This window comes from Methylobacillus sp. DLP286, assembly GCF_056636515.1.
Map to the genome: position 1 here is coordinate 2,702,356 of NZ_CM153145.1, position 14,547 is coordinate 2,716,902.

The following is a 14,547-nucleotide window of genomic DNA, read 5'->3' on the forward strand; positions in this document are numbered from 1 at the left end:
ATTGCGGGGCTTTTGCTTAGTTATATTAGCTTTAGTATTGCCAAGTCAGGGTAGCGCTGGCATTCATGGGGGCTGAGTAGAAGCTCTGACCGAACATTAGACTGCTGACGTACTTCTCATTGGTCAGGTTGTAGACATTGACTGCCGCTGTCCAATGCTTATCCAGCTCGTAGTCTGCCATGACATTGATCACGGCATAGCTATCCTGCGTATAGCGTGTGCCATTGTCATAGTTGTAATGAGTGGAGTCTTGCCAGTTGATTGATGCTCCTACTTTCAATTTCTCGATGTGTGGGACTTGATACGTCGTGCTCAGCTTGATCAGATGCCTCGGGGTATAAGGTTTCTGGTTTTCATCATTCTTACCCTTGACGCTTATAAGTCGGGTATAGCCACCATTCACTTTTAGGCGGTCGGTGACTTCACCGGACATGTCAAATTCATAACCCCAGGTAGTGGCATCAATCGCCCTGGAGATATAGACATTCCCAATTTGCTGATTAGTAGATTCTGCCAGATTCTCTTGCACTGTCTTGAACAGGGCAAATGAAGTATTGAGATTGCTCAGCAGATCGCTCTTGATACCTAGCTCATAGTTTTTACCCTCTAGTGGAGCCAGAGGCTGAAGATTGGCGCCCAATGCTGTCTGCGGGTTGTATATGCCTGTGTAGCTGGCATAGAGGGTGTGTTGTCCGGTCAGGTTGTACACAATGCCTGCGTAAGGGGTTACCTTGTCATGTGCTTCTGCATCGTTGTTGCCGCCATAGTAATCGCCTTCGTACTTGTAGGTCAGCATGCTGGCACCAGTAGTGAGTTTCAAGTTTTCGGTCAGATTGAACTTGGCGGCAGCATAGTGGTTGAGGCGTTTTTGCGACCTAGAGCCAAAGTTTGACCATCCTACCCAGTTGGGTTCTGGCAGAGTGGCGATGCTATCGAAGCTGCTAAGCGCAATGTAGCCTGTACCGGTGCCACTGGCTCGGCCATAAGCGCGTGACCAGCTGGAGCCGACTACCAATTCGTGCTTGCGGCCCGCGAGAGAGAAGGGGCCGGATGCATAGATGTCGGCAACATATTCTTTGAAAGTGTCATGGTAATTGCCGCCGTAATATATCAAGCCTGCCCCTGTATTAGGGTCTTCATTGCCCATGACATAAAACAAATTGGACTGGCCGGTTTCAGTCTTACGTGAAAACTGCGTCTTGATCTTCCAGCCATTATTGAAGGTATGGGTCAGCTCAGCAAAGCTGGTGTTGTTGAGGGTGTTCCAGTAAGTCCAGTCCGGTGCCGGCATGGTGGAACGGCTGTAATGTCGCTTGGAACCATCTGCATATAGCAAGGGCAGCGCACCCCAGGTCGGAGTATTGCTGTTGTTTTGCTGATAGGTATGGCCGAAGGCCACGGCAGTGTTGTCGGTAATATCTGCCTCAATGATGCCGTAAGCCAGGTTGCGTTCCTGGCTGTAGTGGTCGAGGTAGGAGTTGCGTTTTTGGTGTGCCATGATCAGGCGTCCACGCACGTTGCCTGCTTCATTGAGCGGGCCGGAGATATCCGCATCTATGCGGCGCCTGTCCCATGAACCCACTGTTAGGTTGATCTTGGCCTGGAAATCACTGGTGGGACGCTTGCGTATGAAATTGATGGTGGCGGATGGATTACCGGTAGCTGTCAGCAGGCCATTGGCACCCCGCAATACCTCGATACGGTCATAGATGATGCTATCCATGTCGCCGATCAGCAATCCAGTTTGAAAAGGAACGCCTATACCGTCGATCTGGAAGTTAGTGATGTCCGAGCCCCGGGCAGTATAGTAAGTGCGGTCAGTCTCGGCGCGTTCTACACGGATACCGGTAGCGAGATCCAGCACGTCATTGACCGAAGACAGCTTGAAGTCATTGATCAAGCTATTGGTAATGACTGAGATCGACTGCGGCGTTTCCTTCAATGAAGTGTTGAGCTTGGTCGCAGTTGTACTGGTCTTCGTGGTGTAGGACTTGGTGGTTTCCGTCACTTGAGGCTCGGAGGCACCTTCAGCCTTCACTTGGATTTCAGGCAATGTATCCTCAGCCAGGGCCAATTGGCCGTTTGACAGGCAAAGCAGTGCCAATACTCCTGCACGGAGTTTAAAACGAGGTTGCATTATTCATTTCCCTGATGAATTAAAAAGCGGTGAAATGATAATGGGTGCTATTGGTAATGTGAATAATTTGCAAAGAAAAATAACAACAATTTACATTTTTTAGGTATTGGAAATGCGGAGTTATGGCAATTTTGGAGTTGATGCAACAAAAAGCCCCGATTGGGGCTTGGGGGCTAGATAATGTTGACGTTGAGCGGTTGTTCGTTCCTGATGATCTCGAACAAGCGATCAATATTGGGATGTTTGCCCGGGTTGGCCTCGGCGTCGCCGGTATGCTCGGCATAAATCTCCAGCCCTTCCCGGGCTGCCGCCACGCTGATGCTGCCATATTTCTTGTAAAGGTGGTGGTATACCTTCACGGAGCCTTGGCTGCCCGGCTTGTTCTCAATGGTGCCTGCCGCACTGCCCTTGATGTCGAGCAGCTCGATTTTCTGGATATGGTCGCTGGACTCGAGGCCAGCCAGTATTTCGCTGAATGTCGTCATAGATGATAAGTCGTCGTTGTCATGATGTTGGAAAGAATGCGCATGCCTGCCTTGAGCGGGAACGGGAGGCCGTTTGCTCCTTGCATAGCCGCCTGCTGCGCATGGCCCGCCGCATCGGCTTGCATCTGGCTGATGATTGAGCGGCTTTTTTGGTCGTCGGCGTTCAATGTCTCAAGATGGCGGGCCAGTTGATTGCTGACCTGGCGTTCGGTTTCCGCTGCGAAGCCTAGGCTCCAGCGGTCTTCCAACGCGCCTGCGAGCAATCCCATGCCAAAAGAGCCGCCATAGAACAGCGGATTGAGGAAGCTGGTGTGGCTACCCAATTCCTTGATGCGCTTTTCGCACCAAGCCAGGTGTTCGGCTCTCTTCTGTGCAGTTGCACGAAGCGTGGCGGCTGTTTCAGGACTGCGCACGCTAATGGCTTGAGCGCTGTAGAGGGCTTGTGCGCATATCTCGCCGGTATGGTTGACGCGCATCAAGGCGGCGGCATGCCGTTTGTCTTGTTTCTCAGTGAGCGTTTCTGGCAGGGCGGCGCCTGGATATGGGCGCTGGCTGGCCGGCGTAGCCAACAGCGTACGCAGGCCTTTGTCGAATTCAATGATGAGGCGGTCTAGCATGGCGGGAATTGCAGGATTGCAGAGGCCAGGCCGCCTGAGGCGGCCTGGGGTTTTGCTTATTTGCGTTGCAGGATCTGCAGGCCCTTCAGCAGGTTGAGCGCCTGGTTGAACTGGTAATCGGCTTTGGAGCCTGGCTCGATCGGGCCGCTTGGCGCTGCCTTGTCTTTCTGCTCCTTGTTGTCAGGCTCGGCAGCAGGTGCCTCGGGCTTGGTATCCTCTTGCTCGGCTGGCGCAGGCTGGACGATAGGAGCCTCTTCCCCGTCCTTGGGGTTGCTCAGGTGGCGGCTCAGGTCAGCCTCGCGCAACATTGCAGCGTGCTCTTGTGAGTTGACAGTTGCTTCTTCCACCAAGATGTCTGGCACGATGCCCTTGGCCTGGATCGAGCGGCCCTTCGGCGTGAAATAGCGGGCGGTGGTGAGCTTGATGGCCGCACCGTTGTTCATCGGCAGAATGGTTTGCACAGAGCCCTTGCCGAAGGTCTGGGTGCCCATGATGATTGCGCGCTTGTGATCCTGCAATGCGCCGGCGACGATTTCCGAAGCGGATGCGGAACCGCCATTGACCAGCACTACGATAGGCAGTGTCTTGAGGTCGGCTGGCAAGTCGCGCAGGTAGTCTGCGCGTGCGCCGCCACGCACGTAGTTTTCAGGGTTGGCGGTGAGGCGCATCTTGGCTTCTTCGCCACGGCCTTCGGTATAGACCACCAGCTCGCCCTTGGGCAGGAAGGCTGCGGAAACACCGACACCCGCATTCAGCAAGCCGCCAGGGTTGTTGCGCAGGTCGAGGATCAGGCCCTTGAAGGCTTCTTTGTTCTGTTCGCGCATGGCTTTCAGCGCTTTCGCGAGGTCTTCGCCGGTATGCTCCTGGAATTGGGTGACGCGGATATAGGCATAGCCGGGTTCAGACAGTTTGTACTTGACGCTTTGGGTCTTGATGATGGCGCGCGTGAGCACGAAGGTCAGCGGCTTGGCTTCGCCCTTGCGCAGCACGGTCAGGGTGATCTTGGTATCCGGTTTGCCGCGCATGCGCTTGACGGCATCGGTGAGCGTCATGCCTTTCACCGGCGTGTCGTCCAGTTTCATGATCAGGTCGCCGCTCTTGAGGCCGGCCTTGTATGCGGGTGTGTCCTCGATCGGGGCAACCACCTTGACGAAACCGTCTTCCATGCCGACTTCAATGCCCAGTCCGCCGAATTCGCCCTGGGTGCCTGCCTGCAAGTCCTTGAATGCATCAGCGTCCAGGTAGGCCGAGTGGGGGTCCAGCCCGGATAGCATGCCGTTGATGGCTTCGGTCAGCAGCTTCTTGTCTTCAACCGGTTCTACATAGTCGCTCTTGATCTTGCCGAATACTTCGGCAAATGTGCGTAGGTCATCAAGCGGCAGCTGCGGCTTGGTTTCCTTGTCCGCAATGGCGGAGTAACTCAAGCTCAGCATGACGCCAAGCAACGGGCCTGCGACGATCAAGCCGATCTTTTTAAGTTTGCGCATGTAAAACGATTCCTCAATGGAAAAACCAGAATGGTTGAATACTAATGGTTGTAATTGGAAGACAGGGAGCGACTAGCCCATTTTCCGCTATTTATGTTGTCATTGCAAAACGTTGCAGAGTATCGCACAGTCATTTTTTGCTTTTCAATCACTTGAACGCTAAATTTCTTTATTTTACATATGGAGCTGTTAGTCAATGAGTCTGCCCAAGTTGCCGGAACTGGAAATCGAATATTGCACGCAGTGCCGCTGGCTGTTGCGAGCGGCCTGGATGGCGCAGGAGCTGCTGACAACGTTCGAGTCAGACATTAAGCGCGTCAGTCTGGTTCCGGGAACGGGAGGGATTTTTGAGGTCAGGTTGAATGGCGAGCTGCTATTTTCTCGCAAGGAGCACGGACGTTTTCCCGAGTCGAAGGAATTGAAGCAACTGGTGCGCGACCGTATCGATCCCGAGCGCGATCTCGGCCATAGCGAGCGCAAGTAGCTGAAATCTAATTATTTAAATAGGATTTTGCGGGAGGAAAATAATATCCGACTAAAATAGTTGGAAATAACTCTTTAAATGTAAATTGTTCTCATTTATGATGTTTCCTGACGGGATTTTGTAGAAGGTTCATCAACATGAATGCATTTAACCAATCGGAAATAGGGGCCTTATTGCTCGATCATGAGATCGAGCCGCACGACATGGCACCCAACGAATTGCTGGACGTGGTGATGGCGCGGCAATTCGGCACTGATTATTTGCCTATCGTGGACGTGCAATCGATCGAGATGCTGGGCTATGAGGCCCATGCACGGTTCTGGGCGCGCAACGGCAGGCCGTTGAATGCAGACAAGTTGAGGGTGAGCCTGCGCAAGAATCCGTTATTGCTGTTTCATCTCGAGCTGGAATTGAAGAAGCTGCAGATTGCCAGCTTTCCGGGCGAGGGCTGGCTGATGCTGGACCTTGACATGGATAGCTTCTTTGCCGGGGGCGAGGGGGAGGACAACCCGTTCCTTGGCCTGTTCAAGGAATATGCCTGGTCCGAACGCGAGATCGTCATCAACGTCGTCCAGAATCACACCATGCACGAGACTTTCCGCACCCAGCACATGATGGACCTGTTGCAGCATTCCGGCACCTCGGTCGCGCTGGAGGATGCCGGGCTGTCCTGGGGCATGTTCTCCTTGAGCGCCTTTCTTGATGCCGCCATGGTGAAGTTCAGCAGCCGGGCGCTGCGGGAGCTGGACGGCAAGGCCGCCCAGGCCATGGTGGACTGGCTGGTAGGGGCGGCGCGCCAGATCGGCGTGCAAACGGTGATGACCGACGTGGACACCTGCGCAGCCCTGGACTGGGCGCGAAAAATGCGGGTGGACTGTGTGCAGGGGCGCTTGTTTTCCAAGCAGAATCTGCAGGCGCATTAGACGCCTGCTATCGCTGGACTTGGGCTAGCTGTAAAGCTCCTCCCAATTTTTATGACGGAAGGGAGTTGTATTGCGGTTGCAAATAAATAATAATTCCTCTCATTGTCATTATTAATTGTAGAGCCAGCCACATGAGCCCGGTCAGGCATCACGACACCATATCTTCCCTACTTGAAGAAGCATCCGACCATACGATCGCGACTTGGGAAAATACCATTCGCCAGGGAAACCGCGCCTACTCCGACAAGCAGGACCAGCTTGCATTGCAGCGATACCAGACAGCGCTCGAGCAGGCCAAGTTGCTGCTCAGGGAGTGCGTGCAGGCGGATGAGCAGGCCGTGCCCATTGATACCGTGTTTGCCGCCTATGTGGTATCCCACCATAACCTCGCCAATGTCTATGCCCGCCAGGGAGATATCAATACTGCGGCATGCCGGCTGTGCGAGGTGCACCAATGCCTGTCGCGCATTTGCTCCGATCCCGCGATGCATTGCGCATTGCGCGAAGCAGCCCAGCGTCACGGGCGCCGTACATACAGAGAACTATTGAACTTTAGCCATCTGTATAGTCAACATCCTTTAGTAGCGAGGACCTTGCGCGTCTGCGGGCAGTTCTGTAGTCTGCAAGACCAGCCGCTACACTAAATCCTGAATCCCAGTGAGATTTTCTGTGCTAAAAAGCATAAGATAGCTCGTGCAGATTGACTGCGGCAATCGGGTTCAACATTCCCTCTAAAATTTAACGATCAAAAAACTAAGGAGCAAAATAATGGCGTATACATTACCCCCCCTTGATTATGCTTATACGGCCCTCGAGCCGCACATCGATGCCCAGACCATGGAAATCCACCATACCAAGCATCACCAGACTTATATCAACAACGTGAATGCGGCCATCGAAGGCACGCCTTTTGCCGACGAGCCGGTAGAGTCGCTTGTCGCTAAGCTGGACAGCTTGCCGGAAAACCTGCGCGGCCCGGTGCGCAACAATGGCGGCGGCCATGCCAACCATAGCCTGTTCTGGAAGGTCATGTCCCCCAATGGCGGCGGAGAGCCTACCGGCGCCTTGGCGGACGCGATCAAGGCCGACATCGGCGGTTTCGATACATTCAAGGAAGCCTTCACCAAGGCTGCCCTGACGCGTTTCGGCAGCGGTTGGGCATGGCTGTCCGTGACTCCCGAGAAGAAGCTGATTGTGGAAAGCAGCGCCAACCAGGATAACCCCTTGTCCCACGGCAACACGCCGATTCTCGGCCTGGATGTCTGGGAGCATGCCTACTACTTGCGCTACCAGAACCGCCGCCCGGAATATATCGGCGCGTTCTTCAATGTCATCAACTGGGATGAGGTCGCACGCCGTTACCAGGAAGCCTTGTCCAAGTAGGGACTGGAACGTGTCATGAACTTCCCCTTCATTCTCGCTAACAACCGGCAAAAGCTATGGCTGTGGATGATAGCCCTGGGTATTCTGGGCTTGATTCTGTTTTTGGTGCAATCGTTTGGGGATTGGGGGCAAGCCGCCTGGGACGTACCCCAGGTGCGCGATGCCTTTTGGGGAGGCTCCGCCGCGGCATTGGCAACGGCGGCAGGCACTTTGCCGGTCTTCTTCTGGAAGCAGCTGCCTGACCGCATCATGGATACCTTGTTCGGCTTTGGGGCGGGCGTCATGCTCGCCGCCAGCGCCTTTTCACTGATCGTGCCGGGCATCGAGTCGGCCCAGGCCCAAGGCGCGAGCGCATGGGGCGCCGCCTCCATGGTGGGCGGCAGCATCATTATTGGCGCCGCACTGTTGTTGGCGTTGGAGCGCTGGGTGCCGCACGAGCACTTCATCAAGGGCATGGAACGCGAGAATACGCTGGCCTTGAAGCGTACCTGGCTATTCGTATTTGCCATTGCGTTGCACAACGTGCCGGAAGGCTTGGCGATTGGCGTAGGCTTTGCGGGCGGCGACGTCGTGCGCGGCGGCGCACTGGCTACCGGGATCGCGATCCAGGATATCCCGGAAGGCTTCGTCGTGGCGATGGCCTTGGCGGTGGTGGGCTATTCCCGCCGCACCGCGATATTGATCGGGATGGCGAGCGGGCTGGTCGAGCCCGCAGGCGCCGTGCTCGGCGCTGCGATTGTGAGCTCTTCTGCGGCGCTATTGCCCTGGGGTTTGGGTATCGCGGCAGGCGCCATGCTGTTCGTGGTGAGTCACGAGATTATTCCAGAGTCGCACCGCAAGGGACATGAAGTCTTTGCGACCAGCGGCTTGATTATCGGCTTCGTGCTGATGATGATGCTGGATACTGCCCTGGCCTGACGTGCAGTATTGAGGAACTTAGCGGCTGTCTTCCATGCGGCGGGCGCCGTTGAAACGCTTGGCCCAGTAATTGTCCGTCATATCGACGACCTGCACGCCGCCGCCCGAACTGGGGGCGTGGATGAACTTCTGGTTGCCAAGATAAATCCCGACATGCGAGAACGCGGATTTCAAGGTGTTGAAAAACACCAAATCCCCCGGCTGCAGCTGTTCCTGTGAGACCGGCTGTCCGAGCTTGCTGATGGCTTTTGCGCCGTGAGGCAGGGTCATGCTGGTGGACTGCTGGAAGACATAACGCACAAAACCGCTGCAATCGAACCCGGTTTCTGGCGATATTCCACCGTAGCTGTACTTGATGCCGGTCAAGCTCAGGGCATTGATGAGCACTTCCTGCACGGATTCGGTCCAGCCCTGGGTCGCCTCCATGGCGTCCTGCTGAAGCTGCCGGGCAGCGCTGACCTCTCCCGCCCAGGTAGGGACATGGTTCAGCAATACAAAAACAGCAAAAATGACGGGTAATTTCATCACTAGTCCCGATTCTATTAGTTTATTTTCGGTTCTGTAAACCAGTTCTTTAAGTTTTCCTGAAACTCGAACGCCAGCGCGACTGTCTTGGCAATAAGGAAAGGGAAGCTTGATGGCTTGGTGTAGAATGGCTTTGTCGATGTTGGAATAAGGCATGTCATCATGAGTTCGAGCGCTTATCCACTTATGCAGAAATTGAAGACCAATCTTGACGATGCAAGGCGCCGCGAGGTGCTGCACCATTTGAGTTCGGAAGAAATGGAGCAAACCCTGGCGGAATATGCCAGCCATTTCAGGCTGGGGTCGCGCGAGCGGGCGCGGCTGCTGGCAGAATCTGTCGCCAGGCGCATCCACGGGACGGGCAGCCGCCTGAAACGCGCGGGCAAGCAGGCGGTCAAGCATGTGGGCGCGAAAGTGGCCCATGCCGCCAGCCACAAGCTCAAGGAAATGGCTGCGCGCATCGAGCAGCGTGCCGATCGCCTGGATCAGGACGAATAATACAAACTCAGTTTTTTGGCCGGGAAGACTATGCTGCGTGAAACAATTTCGGTAATGCGTGATTTCAAGCGTGTGCGTGCGATTGGCCGCATCCTCATGCATTATGGCTGGGGTGATATTGCGGAACGGCTCGGCAAGCGCAGTTGGTTGCGCCGCGCGGGCAATGCGCTCAATTCGGAAGCCTCGCGTGAAATCATGCAACTGCCTTCTGAAGTCCGCGCGCGCATGGCGCTGCAGGAGTTGGGACCGACCTTTGTCAAGATGGGACAGGTGCTGGCAACGCGCCCGGATATTTTCCCTCCCAATTGGATAGAAGAGCTGTCCAAGCTGCAGGACCAGGTGCCGCCCGTGCCGTTCGAGGATATGCTGCCCGGCCTGCAGGAAGCGCTTGGCAAATCCCCGTTCGAGGTATTCCGCGATTTCGATACCACGCCCGTGGCGGGCGCCTCGATTGCCCAGGTATACCAAGCCAAGCTGCAGGACGGCACCCCGGTGATCCTGAAATTGCGCCGGCCCGGCATACGCGAGAACATTGACGCCGACCTGCGCCTGCTGCACCACATCGCGCGCCTGATCGAGGCTGAAGTGGAGGAGGCGCGGCGCTTCAACCCCACCGAGATCGTGGACCAGTTCTCCAAGTCATTGAAGCGCGAGCTCGACCTCGCGTTGGAAGGGCGCAATACCGAGCGCTTCGCGCGCAACTTCCTCACTGACAAAACCACCAGTTTCGCCAAGATTTATTGGGATTACACCAGCGAAAGCGTGTTGGTGATGGAAAAGATCAACGGCATACCGGGCAATAGCTTGGAGGAGGCGCGCCAAGCCGGGATGGACTTGCCCCTGCTTGCCGCACGCGGCGCGGATGCCGTCATGAAGATGGTCTTGATCGACGGCTTTTTCCATGCCGACCCGCATCCCGGCAATATCTTTTTCCTGCCGGAAAACAAGATCGCCGTGATTGATTGCGGCATGGTCGGGCGCATCAGCATAGACCGGCGCAACGAAATTGCCGACCTGCTCGCCGCGCTGGTGTCGCGCGACATTGATACCCTGCGCGGTATCCTGATCACGTGGGCTGGCAATGTAGTGGTGGACGAGGACAAGCTGGGGGCCGATGTCGACGAATTTATCTGCACCTACGACAATGCGCCGCTCAAGCACATCAGCTTCGGCATCCTGCTGAACGACCTCACCACGATCATGCGCGAGAACCATCTGTCGGTGCCGCCTGACCTCACCATGCTGTTCAAGGCGTTGATCACCCTGGAAGGGCTGGGGCGCCAGCTCGATCCGGACTTCCAGATCGTCAGCCACCTCACGCCTTTTGTGAAGAAGATCATTATCGAGCGCTACATGCCCAAGACGCTGTGGCGCAAGGGCACGCGCGGTTTCAGCAAGACGCTGGGCGCAGTGAGCGACCTGCCCGGCGACGTATCGCAGGTGCTGAAGGAGGCGGGACGGGGCAGGTTGAAGCTCAACCTGGACTTGAAGCGCCTAGACCACTTCGGGCACCAGCTCGACCACAGCACCAACCGGCTCACCATGGCGCTGATCACAGCCTCGTTGATCATCGGCTCTTCCATCGTCATGACAGTGCGCGGCGGGCCCGAGCTTTTCGGCCTGCCCGCGTTCGGCTTCCTTGGCTTTTTCCTAGCATTCGTCATCGGCATTATGTTGATGATCTCAATCTGGCGTTCAGGCAAGGATTGAGCTCTCCATCGCCAGCCTGGTGCTGGCACCCGGCGGTAGCTGGCATGCGCACTATTTTGGTGCAAATGCCGGATGTTATTGATTGTCGTATTTTTAACGCAATGAATAACAAGGAGTTTTTATCTGGCATGACCCTTGCGAGAGTCTCTGCATGGATACCGCTAAGAAAAAACCTTTTGACGAGATGCTCCTGCAAGACGAAGCGGTACGGCCGATCTATGCCGAGTACGCTGCCTGGCTGCAAGGGGTGCCGCACCAGCAGCTTGAGAGCAAGCGCCAGGAAGCAGAACTACTGTTTCGCCGGGTAGGAATTACCTTCAACGTCTATGGCGAGGATGCCGGCGCGGAACGCCTGATCCCGTTCGATGTCGTGCCGCGCGTTCTTTCCGCCGGCGAGTGGTCGCGTCTGTCCGACGGCGCGATCCAGCGCGTCAAGGCGCTGAACATGTTCCTGCACGATATCTACCATGACCAGGACATCATCAAGGCGGGCATTGTGCCGTCCAGCATATTGGCGAACGCGCAATACCGCCCCGAAATGTTCGGCGTGGACGTGCCCAAGGGCGTTTATGCCCACATCGCCGGCGTCGATCTGGTCCGCACCGGCGAAAACGACTTCTACGTGCTGGAAGACAACCTGCGCACGCCTTCCGGGGTTTCCTACATGCTGGAAAACCGCAAGATGATGATGCGCCTGTTTCCCGAATTGTTCCGCCGCTACCCGGTGGCGCCGGTCGAGCACTACCCGCAAGTTCTGCTCAACAACCTGCGAGCCGTGGCGCAGGCCGGCGTGCATGAGCCGACGGTGGTGCTGCTGACGCCTGGGGCCTACAACAGCGCCTATTTCGAGCATGCCTTCATCGCCCAGCAAATGGGCATCGAGCTGGTGGAGGGCCAGGACCTGTTCGTACGCAACAACGCGGTCTATATGCGCACGACCGAAGGCCCCAAGCGCGTGGACGTGATCTACCGCCGCATCGACGACGACTTCATCGACCCGTTGAGCTTCCGTCCCGACAGCATGCTGGGGGTGCCGGGCCTGCTTTCGGTCTACCGCAATGGCGGCGTCACGCTGGCGAATGCGGTGGGCACCGGGGTGGCGGACGACAAGGGCACCTACATCTATGTGCCCGAGATGATCCGGTTCTATCTAGGCGAAGAGCCTATTCTGTCGAACGTGCCGACTTACCAGCTCAGCAAGGCGGACGACCTCAAGTATGTGCTGGACAACCTGGCGGAACTGGTGGTGAAGGAGGTCCAGGGGTCGGGCGGCTACGGCATGCTGGTCGGGCCGTCCGCCAGCAAGCAGGAGCTGGAGGATTTCCGCCAGCGCATCCTGGCCAACCCGGCCAACTACATCGCCCAGCCGACGCTGGCACTGTCGACTTGCCCGACCCTGGTGGAACAAGGCATCGCGCCACGGCACGTCGACCTGCGGCCCTTTGTGCTGTCGGGCAAGACCGTCAGCCTGGTGCCGGGCGCGCTATGCCGCGTCGCCTTGCGCGAAGGCTCCCTGGTGGTGAATTCCTCGCAAGGGGGCGGCACCAAGGACACCTGGATTTTGAAAGATTGATGCCATGCTGAGCAGAACCGCAGATCATTTGTACTGGATGGCGCGCTACATCGAACGCGCCGAGAACATGGCGCGCGTGCTGGACGTGACTTACAACATGTCGTTGGTGCCGAACGCCTCGCAGAGCGAAACCACGCTATGGGAACCTGCATTGCAGATTGCCGGCGGCGTGGACAGCTATCGCCGGGATTACGGCGAAGTGACGGCGGCCGGCGTGGTGCGCTTCCTCGCCATGGATACGCACAACCCCTCCAGCATCTATTCGACCTTGCGCAGCGCACGCGAAAACGCGCGTTCCGTGCGCGTCACGCTCTCTGCGGAAACCTGGGAAAACATCAATGCGCTATGGCTGGAATTCAGCCAGTTTGTCGGCATGGACTTGATGCAGAAGGGGCTGGGCGAGTTCTGCGACTGGGTGAAGTCCCGCTCCCACCTGTTCCGCGGCGTGAGCTTCGGCACCATGCTGCGGGACGACGCGTTCCGCTTTCTGCGCCTGGGGACGTTCATCGAGCGGGCAGACAATACCGCGCGCCTGCTCGACGTCAAATATCATTTGCTGCTGCCCCGCGACGAAGAAGTGGGCGGCGCGGTGGATTATTACGAGTGGAGCGCGATATTGCGCGCAGTCTCCGCCTTCCAGGCCTACCAGAAGGTGTTCAACGACGCGATCGAGCCATGGAAGGTGGCGGAATTGCTGGTATTGCGTGAGGATATGCCGCGCTCGTTGCATGCCTGCTTTTCCGAGATCACGCCCATCCTCGACCAGCTCAGCGGCCGCCATAGCAGCGAATGCAGGCGTCTTGCAGGCGAGCTGCACGCACGGCTGCGTTATGGACGCATGAACGATATTTTCCAGGAAGGGCTGCACGAATTCCTCACCGATTTCATCACTTCCAACAACAATCTCGGTGCCGAGATCCAGCGCACCTTCTTGAATGCGCCGATCAATGGCCTAGCCGCCGAGACTGAATGAATGGAGCATTGCCATGCAGTTCACGATCAACCACCGCACGCATTATCTCTACACTGATATTGTCAATTACACCATCCAGAAACTGCGCTTGACGCCGCAGGACGGCTTCGGCCAGCGGGTGAGGCGCTGGGAAATCCGGGTCAATGGCCACCTGCAGCGTCACGATGATGCCTATGGCAATGCAGCGCATCTGCTGGTGCTGGATACCCCGCATGAAGAAATCAATATCCTGGCCACGGGTGAGGTGGAAACAGGCCTAGATATCCCGCCTGCATACGATATGCTGCCGCGCGAGATTTATTTGCGTACCACTGCACTGACGGCTACGGATGCAATCCTGCGCAACTTTGCGGAGCAATTCCGAGTCAATCAGCCTAACGAGCAAGCGCTGGACGACATGATGCATGCGATCGTGGACAAAGTGCCGTACAACCGTGGCGTGACTGCCGTGGATACCTCCGCTGCCGAAGCATTCCGCAGCGGGCACGGCGTCTGCCAGGATCATGCGCATATTTTTATTGCTTGCTGCCGTTACCTGGGCATCCCCGCACGCTATGTGAGCGGTTACCTGTTCACTAATGACGGCAGTTTGATGGAAAGCCATGCCTGGGCTGATGCATGGATGCCGTCCGGCTGGACTAGCTTCGACGTCTCCAACCGTTGCAGGGCCAATGGCGTGCACGTGCGCCTGGCGACCGGCCTGGATTACGGCGATGCCTGCCCGGTGAGCGGCATGCGCGTGGGCGGCGGGTTGGAGACGATGACGGTGGGGGTGCATGTCAGCCAACTCCAATCCCAACAATGATCGCGATGCAGAAAAAGCGTCTGGCGGCG

15 protein-coding genes are annotated in these 14,547 nt (G+C 56.7%); 10 read left to right on the forward strand and 5 right to left on the reverse strand.

Annotated features, from left to right (window positions below; all coding sequences use genetic code 11):
• Positions 1-31: 31 nt before the first annotated feature.
• From ACWXTG_RS12995 to ACWXTG_RS13010, 4 genes are all read right to left on the reverse strand, one after another.
• Entirely contained in the window at positions 32-2,137 is a 2,106-nt protein-coding gene (locus tag ACWXTG_RS12995) for a TonB-dependent siderophore receptor (protein ID WP_480220123.1), read from the reverse strand.
• Between the two features lie 173 nt (positions 2,138-2,310).
• Positions 2,311-2,622, reverse strand: a complete 312-nt coding sequence (locus tag ACWXTG_RS13000) for a DUF2322 family protein (protein WP_480220124.1) — start codon at positions 2,620-2,622, stop codon at positions 2,311-2,313.
• Complete coding sequence (gene coq7 / locus ACWXTG_RS13005; RefSeq protein ID WP_480220125.1) at positions 2,619-3,239, reverse strand: 2-polyprenyl-3-methyl-6-methoxy-1,4-benzoquinone monooxygenase; 621 nt, start codon at positions 3,237-3,239, stop codon at positions 2,619-2,621. The genes ACWXTG_RS13000 and coq7 overlap by 4 nt, the downstream gene beginning before the upstream one ends.
• Before the next feature lie 56 nt (positions 3,240-3,295).
• Positions 3,296-4,726, reverse strand: coding sequence for a S41 family peptidase (locus ACWXTG_RS13010; RefSeq protein WP_480220126.1), 1,431 nt, complete (start codon positions 4,724-4,726; stop codon positions 3,296-3,298).
• 196 nt (positions 4,727-4,922) lie between these two features.
• On the opposite strand from ACWXTG_RS13010, the gene ACWXTG_RS13015 reads away from it, so the two are divergent.
• The 5 genes from ACWXTG_RS13015 to ACWXTG_RS13035 all read left to right on the forward strand — a co-directional run bounded on the left by ACWXTG_RS13015 (position 4,923) and on the right by ACWXTG_RS13035 (position 8,434).
• On the forward strand, positions 4,923-5,210 hold the full coding sequence (locus ACWXTG_RS13015) for an Rdx family protein (protein ID WP_480220127.1): 288 nt from the start codon (positions 4,923-4,925) through the stop codon (positions 5,208-5,210).
• Between the two features lie 137 nt (positions 5,211-5,347).
• Complete coding sequence (locus ACWXTG_RS13020; protein ID WP_480220128.1) at positions 5,348-6,133, forward strand: EAL domain-containing protein; 786 nt, start codon at positions 5,348-5,350, stop codon at positions 6,131-6,133.
• A gap of 131 nt (positions 6,134-6,264) precedes the next feature.
• A complete protein-coding gene (locus ACWXTG_RS13025; RefSeq protein ID WP_480220129.1) occupies positions 6,265-6,777 on the forward strand; it encodes a hypothetical protein in 513 nt (170 codons plus the stop codon).
• A gap of 124 nt (positions 6,778-6,901) precedes the next feature.
• Entirely contained in the window at positions 6,902-7,516 is a 615-nt protein-coding gene (locus tag ACWXTG_RS13030; protein ID WP_309564305.1) for a superoxide dismutase, read from the forward strand.
• Between the two features lie 15 nt (positions 7,517-7,531).
• Positions 7,532-8,434, forward strand: a complete 903-nt coding sequence (locus ACWXTG_RS13035; RefSeq protein WP_480220130.1) for a ZIP family metal transporter — start codon at positions 7,532-7,534, stop codon at positions 8,432-8,434.
• An 18-nt stretch (positions 8,435-8,452) separates the two neighbouring features.
• Here ACWXTG_RS13035 and ACWXTG_RS13040 read toward each other — a convergent pair whose 3' ends face one another.
• Complete coding sequence (locus tag ACWXTG_RS13040; protein WP_480220131.1) at positions 8,453-8,959, reverse strand: C40 family peptidase; 507 nt, start codon at positions 8,957-8,959, stop codon at positions 8,453-8,455.
• A 162-nt stretch (positions 8,960-9,121) separates the two neighbouring features.
• Here ACWXTG_RS13040 and ACWXTG_RS13045 point away from each other — a divergent pair, with 162 nt between their 5' ends.
• The 5 genes from ACWXTG_RS13045 (at position 9,122) to ACWXTG_RS13065 (ending at position 14,518) form a co-directional block, all read left to right on the forward strand.
• On the forward strand, positions 9,122-9,457 hold the full coding sequence (locus ACWXTG_RS13045; RefSeq protein ID WP_480220132.1) for a hypothetical protein: 336 nt from the start codon (positions 9,122-9,124) through the stop codon (positions 9,455-9,457).
• Positions 9,458-9,511: 54 nt separating this feature from the next.
• Entirely contained in the window at positions 9,512-11,167 is a 1,656-nt protein-coding gene (locus ACWXTG_RS13050) for an ABC1 kinase family protein (protein WP_480220133.1), read from the forward strand.
• A gap of 151 nt (positions 11,168-11,318) precedes the next feature.
• Positions 11,319-12,740, forward strand: a complete 1,422-nt coding sequence (locus ACWXTG_RS13055) for a circularly permuted type 2 ATP-grasp protein (RefSeq protein ID WP_480220134.1) — start codon at positions 11,319-11,321, stop codon at positions 12,738-12,740.
• A 4-nt stretch (positions 12,741-12,744) separates the two neighbouring features.
• Complete coding sequence (locus ACWXTG_RS13060; protein WP_309564311.1) at positions 12,745-13,713, forward strand: alpha-E domain-containing protein; 969 nt, start codon at positions 12,745-12,747, stop codon at positions 13,711-13,713.
• 13 nt (positions 13,714-13,726) lie between these two features.
• Positions 13,727-14,518 carry a transglutaminase family protein gene (locus tag ACWXTG_RS13065; protein WP_480220135.1) on the forward strand — a complete coding sequence of 264 codons (792 nt, stop codon included), beginning with the start codon at positions 13,727-13,729 and terminating at the stop codon, positions 14,516-14,518.
• The last annotated feature ends 29 nt before the right edge of the window (positions 14,519-14,547 follow it).